Origin of the sequence: Agaribacterium sp. ZY112, assembly GCF_041346925.1 — a bacterium.
GTDB lineage: Bacteria > Pseudomonadota > Gammaproteobacteria > Pseudomonadales > Cellvibrionaceae > Agaribacterium.
Genome location: NZ_CP166840.1, coordinates 698123 through 723431 on the forward strand (window position 1 = coordinate 698123; position 25309 = coordinate 723431).

Consider the following 25309-nt stretch of genomic DNA (forward strand, 5'->3'; position numbering starts at 1 on the left):
AGATTCATTAAAACAAGTAGGCGCATTATGCACGCCCACTTGCATTAACAAAACCGCCTTAATTAGGCATTTGCCAACTGGCGGCCACCCACGATACGTGTAAATGGGTCAAACAACTTATTAAACAAGCTGGTTTTCTGTTCACTAAGCGAGAGGGCATAACGCTCAGCAACAGCAATTGCAGCACAATTTATGATATCTAAGTTACCCGCATGAGCAGGAATCCAATCCCCCATGCCACTAACCGTTACTTTAACTAATAAGTGCTGGCCACCCAGTTTTGTTTCGATGCTTAAGCCAGGTACATAACGCTTTAATTCTTTCTCTCTCACTTCAAGAGCTTCCAGCGCTGTCATATGCTCAGACTCGTCGATAGAGAAATTTAAGGTAGTACACATGGTTGGCTGACGACCCGGCTCATCGACCTCCAAATCGATGCACACATTATCAACACCGGCAAACTGGTTAATCGCCTTGCTTGTCGTTGCATAATAATCGTCAATATTATCTAAAGTAGCTTGGCCAATGCTGTCATCACTCACTAGAGTATGAACACTGACTGACTTTAAGGAAGGTACTGCTTTTTTGACAGCTTCACAAACGGGTACTGATGCTTGGCCACCACATGTCACCATATTGACATTTGACTCTTTTAATATGACCTGCTCATTTAAAGCAGGAATACAAAGAGGGCCCATTTTTGCTGGCGTTAGATCAATGGCCTTGATGCCTTTCTTAGCAAAAACCTTGGCATGCTCACGGTGGTGCTCAGCCCCTGTCGCATCAAAAACCAGCTCACATTGATGACTATCATCCTCAAAAGCTTTAATTCCTAAGTCACTAACACGAACGCCTAATTGTTGAGCTTTTTGCATACCTGGCGACTGCAAATTACGCCCAACGAACAATTCACAATCCATTTGTTCCGAGCGCAATACCTTCATTAACAAATCAGTACCAATCTTCCCTGTACCAATTATGCCCACACGTAATTTTTGCCTTCCTTTCTCGTAGCTACTTTCTACCATGCGTACATCCTCCATCTAGACCGCATAAAAATTCGTCCCCCTTATCTAAACAAAACCTCAAGAAAATAACAGAGGAGAAAAGCGGAATTAGGACTCAAAAATAAAATAAATACGCGACTATCTTTTTATTGGCACCTTAAACAACCTCACTAATAAAACTGAAACAGACAAAATAGATAAAGTAATTACGCCGCTTTAAAGACACAGCTAAAAGCGAGCAATAAGAAGTGACCTCAATCAAAACCAGACCTAAATGGCGCCCTTATCGACATAATGGTACGTATATATAAAAAGGTTATAGCCCCGCTGTAACAAGTAGAAAATCATTTAACAAACATGCAAGATCAGATTGATTTTTTGTGTATCATGCCGCATCTTAAAATGACACATTTATACAATCTTTCTTACAAGGCGGCACTCAATGGAAAGAATCGATCTCAAAAACATTGAAGAGATATTGGGAATTCAACCCCCTTGGCATATCAGCTCTGTAGAATTTGATGCTCATCGCCACATTGCAAACATCTATATTGAAAGCAAAGATAAGAAAAAACTATTTGGTTTTATAGAGAATAATAAAAACAACGATTTTGAAAAACATGCAGGCCAGTGGATTTATATGCCACTAGGAAACTATAAGTGTGTGATTCATGCAGAAACGCCTGCACCGGGCAGTGACAATATTACCCTTACTAGCTTAAACACCCCCTCTTATTTGGGTAACCCAAGCCGTAACTACTCCAACTATTTATTACAGCAAGTAGCTTTAGCGAGTATCAGTGGTGTTCCCGAGTCATTAACTTGTTCTCAGTTTCAAATCAGCTCCGAGCTTTATTCGCAAATTAAAGACGACATCAATAAAGCACCAGCTCAAACACAGTCACTGGTTTATCTACCTACAGAAAGTGACCCAATCTGGGCAAGAGTTCTTAAAGACCAAATTCATGTACGTACAAACTTGCTGCCATTAAAGTTATTACTCTCAAAACTAAAACTTGCAGCAGCAAAATCTAATGACGAAGAAGAACTGGTTGCTCTCGCCAGCAAGCTACGACAGTTCTGTATTGCAAATATTAGTCAGCTGGATGACGAGATCGAACAGCTATGCGGAATTAACAATGAAAAAGCTCGCCGCCAAGCCGCAGCAAAGAAACAAAAGCAGCGCTTAGTACTACCCGCTTTAAAGAACCCTGTGTGGATAGACCTACTTACCGGCAAGCTCAGCCTAAATTCGCAAAGTGTACCACTTAACCTGCTTATCTCTCGTCAGCGTATCGTCTTTTTACGCGGCCAAGATAGTGCCACACGCGTTGGTGCTATTGAGACCTTAAGAGAATATGTAAAACGCCACCACCGTACACTTAAGCCTGAACTGGTACTGATTAACCGTGCCATGGCAATCAATGAAAAAACCAAAGTGCGTTTGCCCAACCCAGATCACACCATCTGGCAGCAAATTTTAACTAATGATGAAACCGTACCTAGCGATAATATCGCCTACAAACTATTAATTGCTAAATTACGCGCACAGGTCAAAAGCACCCAAGATCCGGTTATTAAACTAGAGGCCGCACGAAGCATCCGCAACTTTATGCAGCAAAACCAAAAAGCTCTAAAACGAGAATTGAATGCTGTAGTTACTCAAACAAACGCCAGCTAAGCACATTCGTATTAACACTGGCTACATATTGAAGTAGCTGCTGTATTGTTATCCTAGGAGAGAATCATGGCCGGAGACGGAAATATCGCTTTTAATAATGAACTGCTTGATCGTGAAACGGTCATTCAAAAAATTGAACAGGGCGATTACTTAATCATTGCTGGAGACGAAAGCCAGCTTGAAGGGCTACCATCAGGAAACTGGATTGCAGGTAGCATCCCCTATTTTATGTCTAGTGAAGGTGGTTTAACAGATCAAAATAAGCTTTACGTTAACACCCTCGAGGGCATTAACAGTAAGCTACCTCGTGTCACCATGTACGATGTGAAGTCGATTTCACGTATCGCCAAAGAAAGCCCAGAGCATGGCTTTACGATTGTCATTCTTCCAGCATCTTCTGAAGTACATCTAAGCTACGCTCAAGAAGCGCCAGATTTTCCGAATATGTATTTCTCGCCCATTATCGGTTGGATTAGCGGTGTACACTTAGATCAACTCGGCAGCCAAAGCCCTAAAGTTGGTTTTGGTCCCGCTTCAGGCATGCTAACAGGCAGCCAAGCTGTAGCGATGCATGTACCTCTGCACGAAAACCAAGTTGCACAAGTTAAGACCTTAAATCTATTCACTCAAGGTAGTGGCCCTGCCATTTCTTTTAGTGAAAAAGGTTTTAGTACAAACGACTGTAACATCGGTGGCCAAACAGCCAAACTAGCTGACTACATTAAAGAAAACAATATTGATACACGCTTACCTTTAGTAGCCGATTACTGTGGCATGATGGTCAACGTCAGCATACAAGAAGTCCTGAGTGACGAGGTAAAACTTTACGCGCCCGTCTTCCCCGATATTGAATATCACTTCGCGACGCCGGTAGATAACTACGTTGAAGCATTTAATAAAGAGCTTTCTCAGCACAACAATCATGCAACTACATTTTCTTGTAACTGTATCTTGAACTTCCTTTATTCTGAATTGGAAGGGCAAAAAACTGGGCAGTTCACAGGCCCTATGACCTTTGGCGAGGTTGCTTATCAACTAGTCAACCAGACTATGGTTTATCTCTCTATAGAAAGCAGTTAAAGCCATAAGATAACTAGACACAAAAAGCTCTTAACTGAACCTTTAAACAGATCTAGTGCAAACAAAAAGGCCGCATCACTTGTGATGCGGCCTTTTTAATACTCAAGAAACAATATTTTAATTAAACCTTCGCTACAAAATTAAACTCCAGCCTGGGCGAAAGTGGCACTTACTATGTCTTGCGCCTCACTTAAAATACGTTGCAAATGCTCATCACCAACAAAGCTTTCGGCATAAATTTTATAGATCTCTTCGGTACCAGAAGGTCGCGCAGCAAACCAACCTTTGGCAGTCACCACTTTTAAACCACCTACAGCCGCATTATTACCAGGTGCATGTGTAAGCTTAGCGGTAATAGTGTCTCCAGCTAAGGTTTCAGCTTGAACAGCATCCGCACTTAATGATTTAAGGACGTCTTTTTGTGGCCCCGTCGCGGCTGCATCAATACGAGTATAAACTGGGGCCGAATACTTCTCTGTTAGCTCTTGGTAGAGCTCACCGGGATCTTTACCTGTGACTGCTTTAATTTCAGCTGACAGTAGCGCAAGGATAAAACCGTCTTTATCGGTACTCCAAACACTGCCATCTTTACGTAAAAAACTCGCCCCAGCACTTTCTTCACCGCCAAAACCATATGTGCCGCCATAGAGGCCATCAACAAACCATTTAAAGCCAACCGGCACCTCTGCTAATTTTCGCCCTAGATCTTCAACCACTCGGTCAATCATAGAGGAGCTCACCAAGGTTTTACCAACCATGAGTTGGTCAGACCACTGAGGACGATGAGTAAATAGATAATTAATGGCTACCGCGAGGTAATGGTTTGGGTTCATCAAGCCCACACTGGGTGTGACAATGCCATGGCGATCGTAATCAGGGTCATTTCCCAGAGCGACATCAAAGTCGTCTTTCATGTCGATTAAGCCGGCCATAGCTGAAGGGCTAGAACAGTCCATACGAATCTTGCCGTCTTTATCTAGACACATAAACGAAAAGGTCGGGTCTACTTCATTATTAACCAGTTCAATATTCAAACCCCAAGTCTTAGCAATCACCGGCCAGTAGGCGATACCTGAGCCCCCAAGCGGGTCGACACCAATTTTCACACCAGCTTCGGCTATCGCCTTCATATCAAGAACTTGGTCTAGGTCATCAACATAAGGCTGAATAAAATCATATTCTTCAACTTCAGCCCACGCTTCTGTAAATGACATTAACTCAACAGCCTCAGGATCTGTAAGGATGATCTCATTGGCACGCTCTTGAATCAGCGAAGTGATATCAGTATCGGCTGGCCCGCCATTAGGTGGGTTGTATTTAAAACCACCGTCTTCAGGAGGATTATGCGAAGGAGTAATAACGATACCATCGGCCAAACTTTCAGTTCGCCCTTTGTTATAAGCCAAGATAGCATGTGAGATAACCGGTGTTGGCGTATAACCACGTCCTTCTTGCACCACGACCTTTACACCATTGGCAACCAAGACCTCAATGCTTGTCATAAACGCACATTCACTTAGGGCGTGCGTATCTATACCGATATAACATGGGCCATCTATTTCATTTTTTTGACGATATTCGACTAGCGCTTGGCAAATGGCCGCAATATGCGCCTCAGTAAAAGAGCCATTATTAGAGCTACCGCGATGGCCAGAGGTACCAAAACTCACCAAGCTATCTTCGCTAGGGTCCTGTACATAGTAGTTACTTACTAGGCGGGGGATATTACACAGGTCTTGGCTCTGCGCGCGCTGACCGGCTCGTTTGTGTAAACTCATGGTATAGGTTCCATAACAATGAATGGCTCTGCCCGCTTGAATGCCAAGCACAATCGCTGGCTTAAAGCGCTGGGGACAGATGAAAAGCAAGGTTATTATATGCGAGTGCTTAAGTCTCGCGAAATCAGATGCATCAAATAAATCCTCAAGAACAGCAAAATCTTGCTATCAATCATGCCATTACTGGGGGTATTTCAGATTATTTTGAAAGCCTTGAGAAACAGCTAGATATATTTGTTAAACGCGAGTTCCTCTATCCCGGCTGCTGGAGAAATAACAAAGTGGCTTTTGGCTGGGATTTAATCAAAGCCCCTCTCAACCTCTTTTGGGCACCATTCTACCTACTAATACTATGTCTGCTTGGTCTAGCAAAATACTGTGGTTTGAGCTCAGCGGGCAGATTGGCAAAAGCTCTTCCTAGCGGCTTTTATACCCAAGTTCAAAAACAGCTTAACCGTAAGTTCAAACATACACTTTATAACAAAGCCGAACTACAACGCTCTATAGTAGCGCGTCTAGAGGCCATCAGCGGCACGGCCAAAATGCTAGAACCTGCAGCACAAGCAGAGCTGGAACAACAACTAGAGCGAATCATCAACGACACACTCGAGCAACTCATACTAAGTCGCACCGCCCATGCAGACATTGGCAATAGCCTTATAAGTACGGCGATAGGAGCGCTGGCATTTAAGAAGTTCAGCCCAGGTGGCATAGGTCTTGGACTGTTACTCGCCGCTTATTGGGCTCGCAGGCAAGCCGAGAGTGAATTTTGGCTCGGTCAGACGGCAGGCAAACTTTACTACTGGCTCTTCCCGCCTCAAGCAGAACTAAGCATACAGCTATCTGCCACAGCTATAGTTCTACTACTGCTTGCAGTCTTTGCCAGCTTCTCTGGTTTGATAAGTGACCCCATACTGGCGCTAACAGGCTCACATAAACGCCGCTTATTACGCATACAAAAGCAAGTAAAACGAGACCTACTACAGCGCTGCAATAGTCGCTATCGCAGCCTAGACCCTTATATAGCTCGCATTCTCGAACTCTTTGACAGTATCAAGGCACAACTGCCCATTTAAGATGCCTGATTCATAGACAGCCAAAGCTCAATAACTGGCAAAGTAGAGCTGCAACTCCTATTGTAAATTTATATACAGTTTAGGTTTTGCCATGAGTACTCTGCGGCATGTCATACGGCTCATTCCATTGAGCATGTTAACCATTACACCACTGCTAACCCTAGAGGCCAAAGCAGAGATCGATTTGCGCCTGTCCGGTTTTGGCAGCATAGGCGCACTGACAACCAACAGCGACAAACTAGGCTTTCGGCGAGACCTTTCAGACCCTAAGGCGAGCTATCAAGGTGAAATCAATATAAGCTCATTAAGCCTACTTGGCTTACAGGCTAATCTTGAGTTCAGTGAGAACGTCGAATTTGTTGGCCAAATAGTGTTACGGGAACAGCCCGTTCAAAATGCTGATACCATTTTAAAAATTGCCAGCCTAAATTGGCAAGCGAACGACAAGCTGGAGTTTCGTCTCGGCCGCAGTGCTCAACGTTTTTATATGCTCAGTGACAGCCGCCATATTGGTTTTGCCAACTTATGGACAATGCCCGTACAAGAGTTTTATGCACCTACAGGTAATAATTATCTAGATGGGCTGACGGCACATTATCGCTTAGACTTAGCGGGTGGGCTGCTTACTAGCAATTTTGCTTATGGTGAAACCGTTGTTGTTATCGAGGATGAAATTAGTGGCGCCAGCAAGCTCAGCTTTAACAACTCCTTTGGGGTTAGCCTCGAATATGAAAAAGGCGATTGGCTCACTCGGATATCATGGACAGAAAGCTCCAACGGAAAAGACTGGCCACAAGTTGAGCAAGCTCAGCAGGCTTTATTATATCTTAGCCAAATTTGGCCTGGTGCCATCAGCCTTTCAAGAGACCTGTCTATTGAGAATAAGACCGTAAGATACACCAATGCAGGTGTTTATTATGACAATGGTAAATGGAGTGTTATTAGTGAAATTGGTCATATAAAATCAGAGTCCTTATTGTTACCTACAACCAATAATGCTTATATTAGCCTCGGTCGTCATATAGACCTATTTACTCCTTATATTATTTTTGCAAGCTCACAAACTGAAACCCCTGATCAATTAACAAATATCCCTCCTGAAACAGGCCCGATGATAGCAGGCTTTGTAGATGTCTTTGGGCAAGGCTGGGATCAGGATACCTTTAGCGTAGGTACAAGATGGGACTTCCATTTCAATATGGCATTAAAAGCCCAGTGGGATTATAAACAAGTAGAAAAACAAGGAATGGGGCTTTGGTTTCGCGGAAAAGATGGCTTATACCCACAGCAAAATACAAACGTGCAAGTTATTAGCATTCGCTGGGATTTTACTTTCTGATGAATGCACATAAACGCCACCTTAAATCTCTCGGCTTTGCTCTTCTCTTATTGAGCGACATCGCTCTTGCTGATATTTTTGTGATTACCCATCCACAATCTGAGCTTAATGAATTAAGTAAAAAAGAGTGTATCGATATCTTTATGGGGCGGGCAAGACGCCTACCTAATGGCGATAAATTTGAAGCGATAGATCAAGCTAAAGGAAGCGATATCCGAAACAACTTTTATACTAAATTAACAGGAAAGTCGGTTTCTTATATTAACGCTTATTGGGCACGTCTTTTTTATACTGGTCGAGTACAGCCGCCAGCAGATAATTTCAAAAACAGCCAAGAGATTATTAAAGAAGTAACTGAAAACCCAAGTGCCATTGCTTATATCAGCAAAGAAGACCTATCATCTAAGGTCAAAGTAGTTTATACAATTAAAAATTAATCGCCTCGATACATAAGCACAGCATTCTTACCTGATTTTTTAACTTGATACATGGCCTTATCAGCTTGATCAGATAAAGTAGAAAAATCACTTAAGTGCTCATGACTGATAGCAATACCGATACTAGCACCAACATATTGTTCACTTTCTTTACCAGACTCATCCTTCAACAAAATTGGCTGCACTATCGACTTTAATACTTTTTCGCCAACCATAATTGCTTGATTTTCATTAACACAAGATAAAGCGAGAAGAAACTCATCTCCACCCCACCTTGCCGCAATATCAGTTTTTCTAACTGAATCAGCTATACGTTGCGCAACCACTTTCAGTAACTGATCTCCGGCATCATGACCAAGGCTATCGTTAATCGCTTTAAACCCATCCAAATCAATAAATACGATTGCGACTTCTTGCCCATCTTCATGGGCACTTAGCATATGCCTTGCTTTTCTTACCGCCGCTAAACGATTATAAAGTTGAGTCAAATCATCGTGACTAGCTTCGTATTCAGTTTTAACCAGCCTCTTTTTATCTTCTGTAAGATCAACAATATACACTAAGACACTGTCAAAATTCCCCTCAACAAATATCTTCACAAAGGTGAACTTATAGTATCGGGTTCCATCTTTTTCATTTTTTAAATCCACACTCACTTCAATAGAATGGGGATGTTCATAGTCATCATGCGCTTTAACACTTTTCTTAAGCTCTTCTTCTTGATCAGTAAACGCAGAAAGCCAACCATCTTTATTAAGCTCGAATACGTTCTCACCTAAAGCGGCTTTTACCAAAGATTCAAATTTTGGATTAGATGAACGTAACATTAAACGCTCATCACAGACAGCTAAATAATTATCTGAAAGATCAAATACAAGTTTTACATGCTTACTTATCTCTTCCGTTTTTCTTGCCAGTATTTGTTCCGTTATTATTTGTTTTTTTGCATTGACGAGCATTAAGTTGATTACCTTGCCAATAACCCCCAGCTCATCTTTGCGCCCCCCCTCTTTTAGCAAATGAACATTGTGCTCAAAATCGACCATCCGTAATTGTGATGACATACGAGAAATGGGTTTTGTTACAAGCAGGTAAGTAATTAAAGATATTGACGCGCTAATCAACAGAATCACAGAAAGAAGAACTAGCGCTGCATAATAGACCTGATCTCGAGCTTGCTGTGCAACGTGTTTATGATTTAGAAAAACATCAAGACTGCCCACTTCTTCACTCTTATCCCAGGGAGAGCTAATAATAAGCCGGCGAAACGTTTTTTCGGCAGGGCATAGGGGAGAAGAGCTTACTGTCATGCTTTCCGTACTTAAACGAGCACATGAGATAAGATCATTTAAAGCGAGGCCCTCGATCACCTCTCGAGCCAGCTCAGAATCTTCGATATAAGCCGCAGTTGAAGCCATGCTATAAACCGTAGCGATCAGACTATCGATGCTGCTTTCACTGCTCAGAGCAACCCTCTTCTGCAACGAGACATATGAAACGGCACTCATCACTAGCGCAAACAGAATTGCGATAGCGGCAATATAAAGTGCCAGCTTAGGTCCTAACTTCATTTACTGTGCTCAGGCAACGGTATTAGATGGAGGAAAGTGCGCATGACTTAACTATAGCTGGCTCTAGCAGCCTTGCTGACAACTATTTTTAGCTCAACTCAAGCCAAAACCCACCACCGCTTAGGCCCCTCACCCAAATGAAAAACTACAAACGAAAAAAAAGCCGCATAAGCGGCTTTATATCTATCAACAGGCAATAAACAAGCTTAAGCTTCAGCCGCCTCATCAGCTTGAGCTGCTGTTTGAGCACGCTTAAAGACTTCGTTTACGCTACCTAGTGAATGTAAGTGAGCGTGAGACCAAGCCAACCAACCTTTCTTAAACCACTCGTTGACGTCTTTTTCATCAAGCTTACTATGTAAAAGCTGTTCATCGATCACATATAGGTCATCCAAGTTGATCTTGCTCTCACCAACTTTAATACCGCCTTTAAATGGGCGAAGAATATCTTTCTCATTTAAGGCTGCACAAAAAGCTTCTGTCATTTGGTAACCGTGATCAACGGTTTTTAAGAAATCAACAATCGCCTTCAGAGTGTCTGTTGCCTCTGCCTCTTCACCTTCAAATAGGGCCTCACCCTCTTCTTCTTGCAGGTGTGGAGCGTCTGCATCAAACAAAACAATACCGTCTGAACTCAACACAAAAGGATAACGACGCACATAAGCAGGCACATAAGCATCCTGCCATTTGTCACCCATGTCATGACTTTTATTCTTAAATGATAAGATAGCAATAGGAACGCTCTTGCCGTCAGCATTCTTCACAAAAAAGATCGGGAAACTACGACTTGCTTGGAAAAACTCAAAACCTGCCAACGGCAAGCTATTGCTTTCGGCGGTGAATGCATAGTTATCTTGGCGCTTAAGCTTAAGGTCTTTATGCTTCTTTTTGTCCAAAGGGGTGGGATTCGAGTAGTACATCATAGTGGACATAATTAGGGTCTTCTACTTATTGTGAGTGAAATGCTGGTAACCCATAGGCTTACCACGCCAAATAGCTGATCTTATCAGGCAAGTTTTGACTGCGGCAAGTACTGCTGGTTCCCATTTAAAGGCAAAGGAATAGTGGTTTATCAAAAAAACTACTTTCAGCGCCACTGCCCCTACAAAACAAGTTATCCGAAGTTAGCTGGCACTCACAAGCTAAATGGATCTATGTTGCCTCAAAATCATCGAAGCACTACTATAGAAGCAAGATCGATAACTTCCCCAACATTAACCCGAAAAACAGATAGATAGCCATGCGTTATAGCTTGCGTCAAATTGAAGTATTCCTAGCCATCGCCCACCATGAAAATGTTAGCCGGGCTGCAGAGCAACTTGCCTTAAGCCAAAGCGCGGCAAGTGGTGCACTAAAAGAGCTAGAGAATCAATTTGATGTACAATTGTTCGACCGGATCGGTAAGCGCTTAAAACTTAATGAGCAAGGCCGCTTACTGAGAACAAAGGCCGAGTCCCTTCTTGCTCTAGCAACCGAAGTTCAGGAAGAACTTAGCACCGACAAAGCTCTAGGGAACTTACAAGTAGGTGCCACCTTAACCATTGGTAACTATTTATGTGTTGATCTCATGGAAGCATATCTGCAAGCAGCACCAGAGGCTCATATCAATCTGAATATCGCCAATACTGAACGTATTAAGCATGAGCTACTCAACTTTGATATCGATATCGGCATGCTCGAAGGTGAGATCCAACATCCTGATTTAGACATTCAAGCTTGGCGTGAAGATAAGATGGTTTGCTTTTGCTCCCCCGAGCATAAACTCGCAAAAAAACAGCAAGTCAGTGCCTCAGAACTCAAGCAACAGAGCTGGATTTTACGAGAGATTGGCTCCGGCACCCGCCAAACCTTTGATAGAGCAATGGATAAGAGTGCTGGCAAACCCCAGGTTCGACTTGAACTAGAACAAACCGAGGCGATCAAACGAGCTGTCAGTAAAGGCCTTGGTATCAGTTGCTTAAGTGAAATCTGCTTAGAAGAAGATTTTAAACATGGAAACCTTGTTCCCCTAGCCTGCAACGAACTCGATCTCAGCCGCACTCTCTATCTTGCTGTTCATAAACATAAATATCGCAATGCCAGTCTTGAACAATGGTTAAAACTTTGCCAAGAAGGTTAAAGCGGGAGGTTAGTGGTGATGGCCATCACCCATGGAGTGGCCTTCCGCATTATAAAAACCACTAGCACCGTGCTCGATAAAACCTAGGTTCATCATATTTAATAAAAAGGGATCGCTTTCATTATCCCCAATATCAGCAAAATCTGTAGCATGGTAGTTTTCACGTTTATCTAAACCCTGTTGAATTTTATTAAAGTCTTTATCTAATTGAACAAGTGACCAAATAGTCGAATCTACATTACCTTCCGCTTTAACCTCATAACGTAAAGGTAACTTAAGTTCACTTAACCACCACAACTTATACTTTTTATCGCCTTCCACCTCGGTATAATAATCTACATGCTTACAAGCTTGACCGTAAGAACCCTCTTTATCCATTGCAGCCACATCGTCATCACTTAATAACTGCGAATAGCGTTGCCAACGCTTTAAACTCTGTTTTTGATCTAAACGCTCTGCATCGTATTCTATTGCACGCTGATGCTTATCAAAATACTGAGTTCGCCAAATACCTGCTTTTTCATCAATCGCCCAATAGATACTAATCGCTGGAGGAAGGTACTCTTGCATGACTTTAGATCCAAATCGCCACAAGTTTAATTGGCGATTATCTTTACCGCCTTCCGATTGTATATAGCGAGCTATAATTTGATCTTTATTTAATGCATCACAACTAAAATTGGCTTTAACTTTTTTGAAATCATCTACTTCTTTCTTATCACTACACGAAACAAAAAAAACAAGACCAAAAAAAATGGCTATTACTCGATATAACAATGGGTATAACACGCTCTACATCCTTAAAAAAACAGCCCTACACAAAAGCGTGAAGGGCTATTTATTTTGTGACTTTTAAATGACAGTTTAATTAAAGCGCAGCATCTGCTTTTGCCACTAAGTCACCTGCAAAATCCATCACGTGGAAAATAATGCTCTGCTCATTAGTACCTGTAACCAGTGATGCACCAGGACCGGAAGCATAAATCCCCACATCTTCACCAGCGTGAGTCTCTGAGCTAGTTGGCACTAGAGCTTCTTGGTGAAAACCAGACGTTTTAGTATCAATCAAACTTAAATCCTTACGTCCCGCATCAATATCTAAACCGTAACCTACGTCTGCATCAGTTTCTTCACCTAAATCACGAAAACCTCGACCATTAGTATATCCCAGAGTGGTATAAGGCATATCATCACCTGCCAAACTAGGATCATCACTACCAACAGGAACTACTTTACCCAAGATAGGGTTACCACGTTTTGGATAACCTGCAATAGTAAACACATGGCTATGATCTGCAGTCACAATAATGAGAGTTTCCTCTGGATTAGTCATATCCACTGCTTTTTGCACAGCATCAGCAAAAGCAATAGTATCCGTTAAAGCGTTATACGCGCTTCCAGCGTGATGACCGTGATCAATACGCCCAGCCTCAACTGTTAGAAAAAAACCTTTATCGTTATTATCTAAGACACCAATAGCAGCTTCCGTCATTTCACTTAAGGAAGGCTCACCAAGCACATCATTTTCTCGGTCAGCTTCATAAGCCATGTGACTTTCATTAAACAATGCAAATAAGTGATTGGTACTTTCAAGGTTAAGTGCATTTAATTCATCATGGCTATTGACATAAGCACCGTCACTATACGCTGCCTGCCATTCACTAATTAAATCACGGCCATCTGTACGATCGCCCTCAGCACCTGCTGCTGCATCTTTTTCAACATTAAAGGCTTCATCTTTAGGTAAAAAATGACGACGACCACCACCCATTGCAACTTCCAAACCATCTACATCTAAGCCGCTATAACGTGCTTCAAGATTGTTTTCAAAGTTGACTAACTGACTGGCAATATCTTCACAGTTCTCACGCTCTGGATTCTCGTCAATTTTCATATCAGAGATATCTTCCCAGTTGCGATCTGCAGATTTTGCATAAGCTGCTGCAGGAGTTGCATGAGTAATACGTGCTGTACTTACAACACCAGTGCTTAGGCCTGCAATTTCAGCAAGCTCTAAGGCACTTACCAATTCATTGCCTGCTACACTTGCGCAATCACCGCGAATAATATCTTCATCAACGCCAATAACACCCACATCAGTTTTTACACCGCTCATCATGGCTGTCATTGTGCCTGCGGAGTCTGGTGTTTGAGCATCAACATTATAAGTTTTAGCTAAACCAGAAAAAGGGAATTTACCAAAGCTAAGTATATTCTCTTCGCCCATCATGCCTTTATTTTGACCATCTAGAATACGAGCAGCTGTTACCGTACTCACCCCCATTCCATCACCAACAAATAGAATGATATTTTTTGCTTTACCACGTATTTCTGCCGAATCATAAGTAACAGGACTTGCGGCATTAACGGAAGCAGCTTCATACCAAGCGTTATTAATTGTATTATCTAAAACAGCGCCTTCAATAACATTGCCTTGATTTGGATTCTTGTCTTTACCGTTATCATTATCGTTATCACCACCACATGCACTTAAACCTAGCACGGCAACAGACAACAAACTCAAGCTAAACTTTTTCATGACTACCCCCTTATTTGTCGTCTTCGCTGTGAAGCTCAAGCGCTTCATTAATTAAGTGATAAATAATATTTTGCTCAATTACACCCTGCGCCTTAAAAGCACCTGGCCCCATTGCATGTAAACTAATATCTTCACCTGCATGAGTTTCAGAACTGGTGGGGATAAGTGCTTCTTGGTGAAATCCACTGTCTTCAGTATCAACTGTACTTAAATCTTTACGGCCATTATCGCTATCTATACCGTAGCGAATGTCCGCGTCTGTCTCGCCACTAAGCTCAGCAAAACCACGACCGTTGGTATAACCAAGTGTGGTATAAGGCATACCATCTTCAGCAAGAGCTACATCGTCTTGCCCCACAGCAACTACCTTTCCAAGAATAGGGTTGCCACGCTTTGGATAACCTGCAATCGTAAACACATGGCTGTGGTCTGCGGTAACTAAGATTAGTGTGTCTTCTGCACTAGTTGCATCAACGGCCGCTTGTACAGCATCAGCAAAAGCAATAGTGTCTGTTAAAGCGTTATAAGCACTGCCAGCATGGTGGCCGTGATCAATACGACCACTCTCTACCGTTAAGAAAAAGCCTTTATCATTATTATCGAGAATATCAATGGCCTTGCTCGTCATCTCAGCTAGGCTTGGCTCACCACCAACATCATTTAGACGATCGGCTTCATAGCGCATATGGCTTTCATTAAATAGCGCAAAAGCACGCTGGGTCTCTGCTGCATTAATTGCATCGAATTCGGCTTGTGTATTAACGTAGCTGCCTTGAGGGTAAAGTGTTTTCCACTCTTCAATCAGGTTTCGCTCATCACTGCGATCGCCTTCTGCACCTGCTGCTGCATCTTTTTCAACATTAAAGGCTTCGTCTTTAGGCAAGAAATGGCGACGACCACCACCAAAAGCGACTTCAATTCCATCAACATCACTACCTTCAAAACGCGCTTCAAGATTGGCTTCAAAGTGAATTAATTGACTAGCAATGTCTTCGCAGTTTACGCGCTCAGGGTTCTCATCAATACCCATGTCTGAGATATCTTCCCAGTTACGATCTGCCGATTTTGCATAGGCTGCCGCAGGAGTTGCATGAGTAATACGCGCCGTACTCACCACCCCAGTGCTCAATCCTTTCAATTCAGCCAGCTCTAATGCAGTGACGACTTCGTTACCTGCCACAGTTGCACAATCACCACGAACAATATCTTCATCGACGCCAATAACACCCACATCCGTTTTAATACCGCTCATCATTGCGGTCATCGTGCCTGCAGAGTCAGGGGTTTGAGCATCAACGTTATAGGTTTTTACCAAAGCGCTGTAGGGGAAAGTTTCGAAACTTAAATAGCCTTCTTCACCACTTTGACCATTCATCTGGCCTTCAAGGATACGCGCTGCGGTCAGGGTAGAAACGCCCATGCCATCACCGACAAATAAAATAACGTTTTTCGCTTTTGTCGCCTGTGAACGCTGCAATTTTTTTTCAACATTCATTTGCGCATCGCTATACCAAGGCGAATTGCTTTGTGAGGCCGGCAAGACTTGAGCCTGAACACTGGCACTTACGGCCAACGCTAGCGCACTTAAGGTGGCTATGCCTTTCATTCTTCCACTCCATAATATTGATTAACTCCTCACATCTAAAAATGATACGAGGAAGCTCACCACCAATACTTAAAGGCGGTAAACTTTAGGAATGAAGAAAATAGCGCCAGACTGTGTCAGTCTCATGCAGCTTTTATGAAGACAACACTACAGAATCATGACGATTTGATTAAGATGTTACAGGGTATCATTAACTGACGAATGGCCTTAACTACAAAATACGACAACAATCAATACAACTCTAATAAGTAAGATGCCCGCTATAGGCTTTAATTTCACGGCCCCAAGCCCTACCATAGCGGCATTCGTTTTTAGGATTATCTTATGAGCCGCGCTTTTCCAACCACTCGCTTACGCCGCAATCGCTTTGCCAACTTCAGCCGTCGCCTTGTTCAAGAAAACAGCTTAAGTGCCGCAGATTTTATTTATCCGATGTTTGTATTGGACGGCCCGGGCAAAGAAAAACAAGCCATTGAATCCATGCCCGGGCAAAACCGCATGCGTATAGACTCCCTATTACAGGAAGTGGAAGAACTGCTTGAGCTAGGCATTCCGGCTATTGCCTTATTTCCGAATGTTGAGAACAACCTAAAAAGCCTTCATGGTGAGGAAGCACATAATAGTGAGGGTTTAATACCACGAACTGTGCGCGCTGTTAAACAGCGCTTTCCTGAAATGGGCATTATTTGTGACGGAGCTTTAGACCCCTATACCGTACACGGGCAAGATGGAATCATTGATGACAAGGGTTATGTATTAAACGATAAAACAGTTAGCGCTTTACGCCTACAAGCTTGCACTAATGCCGAAGCTGGAGCCGATGTCATCGCTCCTTCAGATATGATGGATGGCCGTATTGCAGCGGTACGCGAAGCCTTAGATAGTCATAACTACATTAACACCAGTATTCTTGCCTACAGCGCCAAATACGCATCGGCCTATTATGGCCCTTTCCGCGATGCAGTAGGCTCAGCTAGCAATCTTGGCAAAGCCAATAAGTCGACCTACCAAATGGATCCAGCCAACAGTGATGAAGCTTTGCACGAAGTTGCTTTAGACATTGATGAAGGCGCGGACATAGTTATGGTTAAACCCGGCATGCCTTATTTAGATATTGTGCGTCGTGTAAAAGACGAATTTAAAATGCCCACCTTTGCCTATCAAGTCAGCGGTGAATATAGCATGCACAAACTTGCCATAAATGCAGGCTATCTCAGTGATGCGGTTATTCTTGAAAGCTTATTATGTTTTAAGCGTGCTGGTGCAGATGCCATTTTGAGCTACTTCTCCAAAGATGCCGCTAAGCTTTTAAAAGCTTAAAGTCACAATGAAGGAAGGCTGAACCTAAATCAGCCTTCAGCCTTAGCACCTAGAATCCTTTAAGACGCTGGTAATTTTTCAACCATACGTGTGATTGCACGCTCCAGGTTCTTGGTATTAGCATCTGGATCCTCTTTCACAATTGCGTGCGCACTACCTTGCCAGATCATTTGATTTTTCTTGGCATCGATCAAATCAACAAGCAACGTGCCATCCTCATACTGCTCAACGTCGACATCACCATAACCGCCCCAAGCCCCATAAAGGCCTGCGCGCAAAGGAAAGACTGGCATCATCGCAGGCTCAGTATCGACACTGGTCTTTTGTTTAGAGGTAGTTGTGAAGTTAACGAACATCGATGGGTTTTTCTCCTGATAAACATACCCCTTAGCCTCCAGTGCGCTGCGCATTGTAGATTTTAATGTTTGAGTCAATATCGATGAGTAGCCATTCTGATCTGTACTTAAAGGAGAGAAGAATGCAAAACTAGGATAACTAGACATGTCTAAATCATTTGAGCTCTGCGTCTCAACAACTGGACCTGAAGCACACGCAGACAAAAACAATATAATGACGGATTGCAGCCAAAAACGATAAACAATGCGACTCAACATAATATTTCGTCCTCTCTGAGATATGGTAGATAATCAATGGTAATATCTGTTATTTAATCATCCACAAATGACGATGAAAAGACATTGATCAATTATTAAAAGAACACGCTAAGCTGCTCATTGCTCTTAACTGAAATTTACCTTAGGGATGAATTTTATACGTATTATTTGTACCATTGAGCATTTAAGATAATGCGGATTAATAATACGGTACTGCAGTTAGCATTTACCTTAGGCCCTGTTAATATGTTAATCATCTTTTAATATGCTCCCTTAGACCCAAGCTCTACTGATTCAATATACACTCGACGGTAATAAGAAAGGAAGTTTTATGGCTCAATACGCAGTGATAGGTCTTGGCCTTTTTGGCGCTCAGGCAGCCCGCGCTTTAAGTCAGCTTGGACACTCTGTGCTAGGAATAGATAAAGAGCCAGATATAGTTGACCTGCTGGCCCCCGAGCTTGCTCACGGCTTAATTGCCGACACTAGCAAGGAGGGCGTCATTAAAGAACTTGATTTGAATAACTTTGATGCCGTATTAGTAGCTATTGGTGAGGACATTCAAGCCAGCCTACTAACCGTCCTTCACCTAAAAAGCCGAAACATTAAAAATATCTGGGCCAAAGCCATTTCACGTGATCACCACCTTCTGCTAGCAAGCCAAGGGGTAACACGAATCATCCATCCAGAAGAAGAAATGGGTCAGCGTGCAGCAGAATTTATTAGTTATCCACTTGTGCAAGATTATTTAGCTTTAGGTAAGCACTGGTTTACGGTTGAATTAATTGTACCCAAAGAACGAGGTAAAAATTACCAAAGCTTTCTTAGAAATACTAATGATGTACACCTCTTATTCATTAAGCGCGGTGCAGAAATGATTGCCAAGCCTATTAATGACTACCCTCTAGAAAGTGGCGACTTAATTTTACTTGCTGGCCCACGTGATCAACTTAAGCGTCTGGCCGCTTACAAAGAAAATTAATGCGTATTTGGGCAAGAAAAACTTACCACCACAGGCATAAAAACCGACATCACAAGCCTCTGGCGGCCAGCCCACCAGCAATACTCGCTGGCGGTTTTTTTCTACTTATTATCATTGGCACCCTACTACTCAAATTACCCGGAGCCACAAACGAGCCACTCAGCTGGCTACAAAGCTTATTTACCGCCACCTCGGCGGTGACCGTTACCGGCCTAAGCGTGGTTGATACCGGCAGTGAATTTACCCGCCTGGGCGACATCATTATTATGGTGCTTGTGCAGCTTGGAGGTCTGGGCTTTATGACTTTTAGTGTTGTCACCGCCCTTGCTCTAGGTACACGTTTAGGCTTACGCCATAAAATTATCGCTCAAGAAGCGCTTAACCAAACATCCATTGCCGATGTGCATAAAGCAGCTAAAATTGTTGTTCTGTTTTCGCTTGTGATTGAAACCATTGGTTTTCTCATTTTAACTTTGGCGTGGCAGCAGCAAAAAGGTTGGGAAACAGCAAGCTTTGAAGCGCTGTTTTATACTATCTCCGCATTTAATAATGCCGGCTTTGGTCTGGAACCCAGTAACTTAAGCAACTATGTCAGTAATGTCCCTATCAATTTAACCATATGCTTATTGTTTATTATTGGGGGCCTCGGCTTTGCTATTCTTGCCGACCTTTGGGCAAGACGAAATTGGAAAGATTTGCGCCCTTATACTAAGACCATTTTAATAGCGACAGCCGTTATTAATCTTTTAGCCTTTATTGCAGTACTGGCTCTTGAAGCAAATAACCCAGCCACCTTAGGCCAGCTCGAACCAGGAACAAAAATAATTGCTGCTTGGTTTCATGCACTTAGCCCACGCACAGCAGGTTTTAATACTGTCGACATTGGAGCTATGAAAGACGCCACTTCTGTTTTTATGATGCTACTGATGTTTATAGGTGGTGGATCAATGAGTACTGCCAGTGGCATTAAAATAGGTACTTTTGTTGTACTGATTTTCGCAACCTATAGTTTTTTACGTCAACGCGATGAAGTTAATATCAACAAACGCCGCTTAAGTAATCAACAAGTTATGAAAGCACTTGCTGTCGCAGTAATGAGCATGGCGGTTATTTTTGTAGGCATCTTTGCTCTTAGCATTAGCGAAGATGCCAATTTCTTAGATCTGGCTTTTGAAGTGGTCAGTGCCGCAGGTACTGTCGGCCTATCTCGAGGATTAACTCAGAACTTAAGCCCCATCGGCCAATGCACTATTATGATGGTAATGTTTGCCGGAAGAGTAGGGCCACTCACTTTGATATGGTTGTTAGCTACTCCTAAAAAAGGCCACCTTCGCTACCCTAAATCTAACTTCCAAATAGGTTAACTATAAATGGTGCCACTGACCATCTTTACCCTTTTGTATAAAGGTTGTTGACCACCAGTGATAGCGGCCACTGTTTGAGCGCAAAGTACAGTTGTAACGGCTACGACCCACAGCAAGCTTTTTTTTGGCCTGAACTTTGGCCGTATTTTTGTTTATCAGATCAAGCTGAGCCCCTCCCTGTCCGGAAGCAAAGCAATTTAATGCCGAAGCTTGCAACTGCTCCCCTAGTTCGAGCACAACAACGGGGCGTTCCACGGATGAAGGCAGTAACGACTCCGACAACAACTGCCCATGCTCAGAATAAACTTTTTCTTTAAGCCCACTAAAAGGCAAGGTTTTTAACTTCAACAAAAAGTCGCTCTTTTCACCGTAAACACCACCAAAAGGAAAACGAGGAATCATCTCTTTTGAGACATCATTAGGCACGGCCCCACTTTGCTGAGCAAAACCGAGGTAACCATGTTTTATTAATTGCTTCTGTATCGCACTATCATATTCACCATAGGGATAGGCAAATAACTTAAGGCTATAGCCAAGTTGCTGCTCGATGCGTTTTTCAGTTCGCTCAATCTCTTCTTTAAAATACAAGCTTGCATCAATATCTTTAGTATCTCTGCGTAACACATGGGCATGGCTCCAACTGTGATTTGCAATGCTCGCTCCGTTAGCCGACATTTCCTTTAACTGAGCCCAACTCATATGGGTTTTGCGACCCACATCATGAGGCTCTGGATTAATGAACACGGTAAAAGGCCACTTTCGCTTTTTTAATTCGGGATAAGCCTGCTCATAAATGGAGTGATAGCCATCATCAAAAGTGATCACCACCGCTTTATCGGGCAAACCTACATTCTTGCGTAAAGCATCAGCCAGTACATCAATACTGACGACCCGATAACCCAATTTTTCGATTTGCTGCATATGCATGCGAAAACGCTCAGGGCTGACCCTAGTACTCACTGGGCCAGTGTCGCTCACATGATGATACTGCAAGACCACCAAAGCCTGACTCTGCAAGCTCAACAAGAGAAATAGACTGATTATTATGCTTTTCACTGTTTCTTCCTCTGCAGGCCTAGTTTTAACGATTACGAATTTTTAACAAGCAGCATAAGCGTGCAAAGTAGTTCTTACCAGCCTCTTATAAATAGCTTTATTCGAACTTAACGACATATCACGCCTTATGAGGCTGTACTTGCCCATTTTAACGGCAGTAAGATGGAATCGAGAGCCCAATTCTGCTATGGTTGCGGCCCCTCTCAGGTGGCCAGCCTGCTCGGATAGGAAACTGAGCAGGCACGTAGGAGCCGCTAGAAACGCCGACGTCTTACAGAGTATGGGTTCCAAAGCGTCGCATAACATAGGACAGCAAGTTCTCGCTATGAAAGATAAGTCAGATATCGGCCTAATCGGCCTCGCCGTAATGGGCGAAAACCTCATTCTGAATATGGCTAGCAAAGGCTTCACCGTAACAGCCTTTAACCGCTCTACTGAGAAAGTAGAAAAATTCATCAACGGTCGTGCCGAAGGCAAGAGCATTCGTGGTGCTTACTCCGTTGAAGAGCTGGTAAATTCTCTATCCAGCCCACGTAAAATTATGATCATGGTGAAAGCAGGCGCACCTGTTGATGCAACCATCGAATCATTATTGCCTCACCTCGATGAAGGCGACATCATCATCGACGGTGGTAATACCCACTACCCAGACACCATTCGCCGCGAAGCTTATTTACGCGAAAAAGGCATTCACTTTGTTGGTGCCGGCGTATCTGGCGGTGAAGAGGGCGCGTTAACTGGCCCATCAATCATGCCTGGCGGCAGCCAAGAAGCATGGCAGCACGTTAAGCCTATCTTCCAAGGTATCTCAGCCAAAGTTGAAGGCGGCGAGCCTTGCTGTGATTACGTTGGCGAAAACGGCGCCGGCCACTTCGTTAAGATGGTTCACAACGGCATCGAATACGGTGACATGCAGCTTCTATGTGAAGCTTACCAAGTAATGACAGAAGTACTTGGCATGAGCGCCGATGAGATCCACGAAGTATTTAAAGAGTGGAACACCACCGAGCTAGATTCTTACCTCGTTGAAATTAGCCGTGACATCATGGCTTATAAAGACGAAGACGGTGAGCCTCTTGTTGAGAAGATCCTAGACACAGCCGGCCAAAAAGGCACTGGTAAATGGACAGGTGTTGTTGCCCTGGACTTAGGTGTACCTCTTACCCTTATCGCTGAATCTGTATTTGCTCGCTGCATCTCTGCACTTAAAGAAGAGCGTGTTGAAGCTTCTAAAGTGTTGACCGGTCCTGCAAAGTCTTTCACTGGCGACAAAGCCGCCTTTATTGAAGATCTACGCCAAGCAGTATTGGCTTCTAAGATCGTATCTTACGCCCAGGGTTATACCTTGATGCGTGAAGCCGCTAAAGAGCAAAACTGGAACCTGAACTACGGCGGCATCGCTTTGATGTGGCGCGGTGGTTGTATCATCCGCTCTGCTTTCTTAGGCGACATCAAAAAAGCTTTCGATAAGAACCCTGAACTTAACAACTTGTTACTTGATGACTACTTCAAGAACACCGTTGTTAACGCTCAGCAAGGTTGGCGTAACGTTGCAGCCACGGCCATCACCAACGGTGTACCCGTGCCTTGCTTGACCGCAGCCTTGAACTACTTCGACGGCTACCGCACTGCTCGCTTGCCAGCCAACTTGCTGCAAGCCCAGCGCGACTACTTCGGTGCTCACACCTACGAGCGCACCGACAAGCCTCGCGGCGAGTTCTTCCACACCAACTGGACTGGTCGTGGTGGTGATACAGCTTCTACTACTTACGACGTTTAAATCGTAAGTAGTTAGCTCTTCTAAAAGCCCGCCCTTGGAAACATCGGCGGGCTTTTTTGCTTATAGGATATAAGTATGTCGCGGTCGCATGGATGCGATAGAGCGACTTGTTTAAATCTCACGGCAATCTTGAATAATGCTTCGAATAAACAGGAGCGCATTTGTTTAGGATGAACCGCACTGGTAATTGCTCCTGCATTACCAGCACTTCCACCATCCGTGGTGGTCGTATATCGCGGTCGCATCGTTACATAGATGCGATAGAGCGACTTGGTTAAATCTCCTACTAACCTTGATTAGCCCGCAAAGCTTCAGCTTCGATACGTCCAGCGCGGAGCAGTTTACTTTCCAAACCACATAAATACGTCCCTATAGCTGCCTCGATTCTTCCATGAATCGAAGCTTTGGAAAATAAACTGCTCCCCACTGAACTTCTACTCCCATAGCCCGTATTAATTGCTTTCGACTTAGCCAATTAATCGAATATTCCGCCTGCTCAATAAGGCACTGAACCAAATCTGTGTATTTGCAAGCAGCCCCTCCCTATTAATCAGATCAAAGTAATGCGGGGTTCCGAAAAAAATAACTATGAAACACATAAAACAAAGCAAATATCTCTTTGCCTTTAAGCCTCTTACACTGAAACCGTTATCAAAAATTGTGGTCCAAATCATTACTAGGGACCAATAGGAGGAAAGCCTTATGAATACTATTAATATTGGTATCAATAGCGAAAAAAGAATCGAAGTAGCTAACGAGCTAAAAAAATTGTTAGCCGACTCTTATACTCTTTATTTACAAAGCCACAACTTCCACTGGAACGTCAGCGGCCCTCGCTTTCGAGAACTGCATTTAATGTTTGAAGAGCAGTACACTGAACTTGCCACAGCGGTAGACGAAATTGCTGAACGCATTCGCAGCCTCGGTGTTGAAGCTCCCGGCACTTATAAACAATTTGCCGAGCTCAGCTCCATCGCAGAGGTAGAACAAGTGCCCAGTGCCGACACCATGGTGCAGATACTTTGCGACAGCCACGAAGCCGTTGTTCGCACAGCTCGCCACGCACTTCATGTTGCTCAAGATGCAGACGACGAAAGCAGCGCAGCACTTATAGGCGACAGAATGCGTGTGCATGAAAAAACAGCGTGGATGCTACGCTCTAGCCTAAACTAAGCAAGACAAACGCCTAGGGTTAAGCACTCTAGGCGCATTAGCTTCTTAGAACCTACCCCGCTGTGATTCCAACCCCTTACCTACGTACCTTATACGTGAGACTTGCTCAGTTAATATCTAGCGTTACACTAATGCCCTGCACTATCCACACTAGTTATTTACACCAAGGACATCTTATGCAGCTGTATTACAGCCAAACCTCTCCTTTTGCACGCAAGGTCACCATGCTGCTGCATTACACAGGCTTGATCGACCAATGCGAATTAGTATTAACCACCTTCACCAGTGAAGAGCTACGCCAGAAGAACCCACTAGGTAAAATCCCCGCGCTTGTTAAAGACGATTTAGTACTGACTGAAAGTGATCTAATTAATGAGTACCTCGATGACTTTTGGGCACTAGAAGGTAATTTAAGCTTACTCAATCGTGGCTCACGTTTTTATTACCTAGAGCGTAAAGCGGCAGCTCAAGCAAATGGCGTTTTAGAAGCCGCCGTGCAATCTATGTTTGAAAGTAAACGAGAGACAGAGCAAAGTGGACACTGGCTAGCTCGCTGGAAAGAAGCCATGCAAAAAGGCTTAACTGAACTTGATGTTAAGTACTGCGGTAAAATAAAAAAAATAAATATGACCAGCTTTACTGTAGCTGCGACCTTAGGCTATTTAGATTTTCGCCACCCTCAACTAAATTGGCGAGAATGGAACAGCGAGCTAGCAAACTGGTTTGATGAGATAAGCCAACAGGCTTGGTTTATACAAACCAAGCCACCTTGTTAACACAAAGTATC

21 protein-coding genes are annotated in these 25309 nt (G+C 43.4%); 12 read left to right on the top strand and 9 right to left on the bottom strand.

Translation table 11 applies throughout. The features are described 5' to 3' along the window. Positions 1 to 62 precede the first annotated feature (62 nt). Positions 63 to 1028 carry an acetylating acetaldehyde dehydrogenase gene (locus AB1S55_RS03005; protein WP_370980309.1) on the bottom strand — a complete coding sequence of 322 codons (966 nt, stop codon included), beginning with the start codon at positions 1026 to 1028 and terminating at the stop codon, positions 63 to 65. Positions 1029 to 1449: 421 nt separating this feature from the next. Here AB1S55_RS03005 and AB1S55_RS03010 point away from each other — a divergent pair, with 421 nt between their 5' ends. Together AB1S55_RS03010 and AB1S55_RS03015 are read left to right on the top strand one after the other, a co-directional pair. Beyond that, positions 1450 to 2688: a hypothetical protein gene (locus AB1S55_RS03010; RefSeq protein WP_370980310.1), complete on the top strand. Its 1239-nt coding sequence runs from the start codon at positions 1450 to 1452 to the stop codon at positions 2686 to 2688. Positions 2689 to 2754: 66 nt separating this feature from the next. Beyond that, complete coding sequence (locus tag AB1S55_RS03015; RefSeq protein ID WP_370980311.1) at positions 2755 to 3768, top strand: hypothetical protein; 1014 nt, start codon at positions 2755 to 2757, stop codon at positions 3766 to 3768. 140 nt (positions 3769 to 3908) lie between these two features. Here the strand turns inward: AB1S55_RS03015 and pgm are convergent, their stop codons facing one another. After that, on the bottom strand, positions 3909 to 5546 hold the full coding sequence (gene pgm, locus AB1S55_RS03020) for a phosphoglucomutase (alpha-D-glucose-1,6-bisphosphate-dependent) (RefSeq protein ID WP_370980312.1): 1638 nt from the start codon (positions 5544 to 5546) through the stop codon (positions 3909 to 3911). 128 nt (positions 5547 to 5674) lie between these two features. Between pgm and AB1S55_RS03025 the strand changes: the two genes are divergently transcribed. From AB1S55_RS03025 to AB1S55_RS03035, 3 genes are all read left to right on the top strand, one after another. Next, entirely contained in the window at positions 5675 to 6622 is a 948-nt protein-coding gene (locus tag AB1S55_RS03025; RefSeq protein WP_370980313.1) for a DUF6635 family protein, read from the top strand. Between the two features lie 91 nt (positions 6623 to 6713). Beyond that, entirely contained in the window at positions 6714 to 7961 is a 1248-nt protein-coding gene (locus AB1S55_RS03030) for a hypothetical protein (protein ID WP_370980314.1), read from the top strand. Continuing rightward, positions 7961 to 8398, top strand: a complete 438-nt coding sequence (locus AB1S55_RS03035) for a hypothetical protein (protein WP_370980315.1) — start codon at positions 7961 to 7963, stop codon at positions 8396 to 8398. Before AB1S55_RS03030 ends, AB1S55_RS03035 begins: the two co-directional genes overlap by 1 nt. Here the strand turns inward: AB1S55_RS03035 and AB1S55_RS03040 are convergent. Further along, a complete protein-coding gene (locus AB1S55_RS03040; RefSeq protein ID WP_370980316.1) occupies positions 8395 to 9969 on the bottom strand; it encodes a diguanylate cyclase domain-containing protein in 1575 nt (524 codons plus the stop codon). The genes AB1S55_RS03035 and AB1S55_RS03040 overlap by 4 nt on opposite strands. A gap of 206 nt (positions 9970 to 10175) precedes the next feature. Continuing rightward, complete coding sequence (locus AB1S55_RS03045; RefSeq protein WP_370980317.1) at positions 10176 to 10901, bottom strand: SapC family protein; 726 nt, start codon at positions 10899 to 10901, stop codon at positions 10176 to 10178. A 308-nt stretch (positions 10902 to 11209) separates the two neighbouring features. On the opposite strand from AB1S55_RS03045, the gene AB1S55_RS03050 reads away from it, so the two are divergent. Then, positions 11210 to 12088: a LysR substrate-binding domain-containing protein gene (locus AB1S55_RS03050; protein ID WP_370980318.1), complete on the top strand. Its 879-nt coding sequence runs from the start codon at positions 11210 to 11212 to the stop codon at positions 12086 to 12088. Positions 12089 to 12097: 9 nt separating this feature from the next. On the opposite strand, the gene AB1S55_RS03055 is transcribed toward AB1S55_RS03050, so the two are convergent. From AB1S55_RS03055 to AB1S55_RS03065, 3 genes are all read right to left on the bottom strand, one after another. Then, entirely contained in the window at positions 12098 to 12877 is a 780-nt protein-coding gene (locus AB1S55_RS03055; RefSeq protein ID WP_370980319.1) for a hypothetical protein, read from the bottom strand. Between the two features lie 79 nt (positions 12878 to 12956). After that, positions 12957 to 14627, bottom strand: a complete 1671-nt coding sequence (locus AB1S55_RS03060; protein ID WP_370980320.1) for an alkaline phosphatase — start codon at positions 14625 to 14627, stop codon at positions 12957 to 12959. Positions 14628 to 14637: 10 nt separating this feature from the next. Next, positions 14638 to 16233, bottom strand: coding sequence for an alkaline phosphatase (locus AB1S55_RS03065; protein ID WP_370980321.1), 1596 nt, complete (start codon positions 16231 to 16233; stop codon positions 14638 to 14640). Positions 16234 to 16557: 324 nt separating this feature from the next. On the opposite strand from AB1S55_RS03065, the gene hemB reads away from it, so the two are divergent. Beyond that, positions 16558 to 17553, top strand: coding sequence for a porphobilinogen synthase (gene hemB / locus AB1S55_RS03070; protein WP_370980322.1), 996 nt, complete (start codon positions 16558 to 16560; stop codon positions 17551 to 17553). A gap of 59 nt (positions 17554 to 17612) precedes the next feature. Here hemB and AB1S55_RS03075 read toward each other — a convergent pair whose 3' ends face one another. Then, the gene (locus AB1S55_RS03075) at positions 17613 to 18167 is read right to left on the bottom strand and encodes a DUF4136 domain-containing protein (protein WP_370980323.1); all 555 of its coding nucleotides are present in this window, start codon (positions 18165 to 18167) and stop codon (positions 17613 to 17615) included. 331 nt (positions 18168 to 18498) lie between these two features. Here AB1S55_RS03075 and AB1S55_RS03080 point away from each other — a divergent pair, with 331 nt between their 5' ends. After that, positions 18499 to 19149, top strand: a complete 651-nt coding sequence (locus AB1S55_RS03080) for a TrkA family potassium uptake protein (protein ID WP_370980324.1) — start codon at positions 18499 to 18501, stop codon at positions 19147 to 19149. Beyond that, positions 19149 to 20513 (top strand): TrkH family potassium uptake protein, encoded by a 1365-nt coding sequence (locus tag AB1S55_RS03085; protein ID WP_370980325.1) that lies wholly within the window; start codon positions 19149 to 19151, stop codon positions 20511 to 20513. The genes AB1S55_RS03080 and AB1S55_RS03085 overlap by 1 nt, the downstream gene beginning before the upstream one ends. Here the strand turns inward: AB1S55_RS03085 and AB1S55_RS03090 are convergent, their stop codons facing one another. After that, a complete protein-coding gene (locus AB1S55_RS03090) occupies positions 20514 to 21569 on the bottom strand; it encodes a polysaccharide deacetylase family protein (RefSeq protein ID WP_370980326.1) in 1056 nt (351 codons plus the stop codon). A gap of 325 nt (positions 21570 to 21894) precedes the next feature. Here AB1S55_RS03090 and gnd point away from each other — a divergent pair, with 325 nt between their 5' ends. From gnd to AB1S55_RS03105, 3 genes are all read left to right on the top strand, one after another. Next, a complete protein-coding gene (gene gnd / locus AB1S55_RS03095) occupies positions 21895 to 23349 on the top strand; it encodes a decarboxylating NADP(+)-dependent phosphogluconate dehydrogenase (RefSeq protein ID WP_370980327.1) in 1455 nt (484 codons plus the stop codon). Between the two features lie 702 nt (positions 23350 to 24051). Beyond that, the gene (locus AB1S55_RS03100; RefSeq protein WP_370980328.1) at positions 24052 to 24522 is read left to right on the top strand and encodes a Dps family protein; all 471 of its coding nucleotides are present in this window, start codon (positions 24052 to 24054) and stop codon (positions 24520 to 24522) included. 176 nt (positions 24523 to 24698) lie between these two features. Further along, positions 24699 to 25298, top strand: a complete 600-nt coding sequence (locus AB1S55_RS03105) for a glutathione S-transferase N-terminal domain-containing protein (RefSeq protein ID WP_370980329.1) — start codon at positions 24699 to 24701, stop codon at positions 25296 to 25298. Positions 25299 to 25309 lie beyond the last annotated feature (11 nt).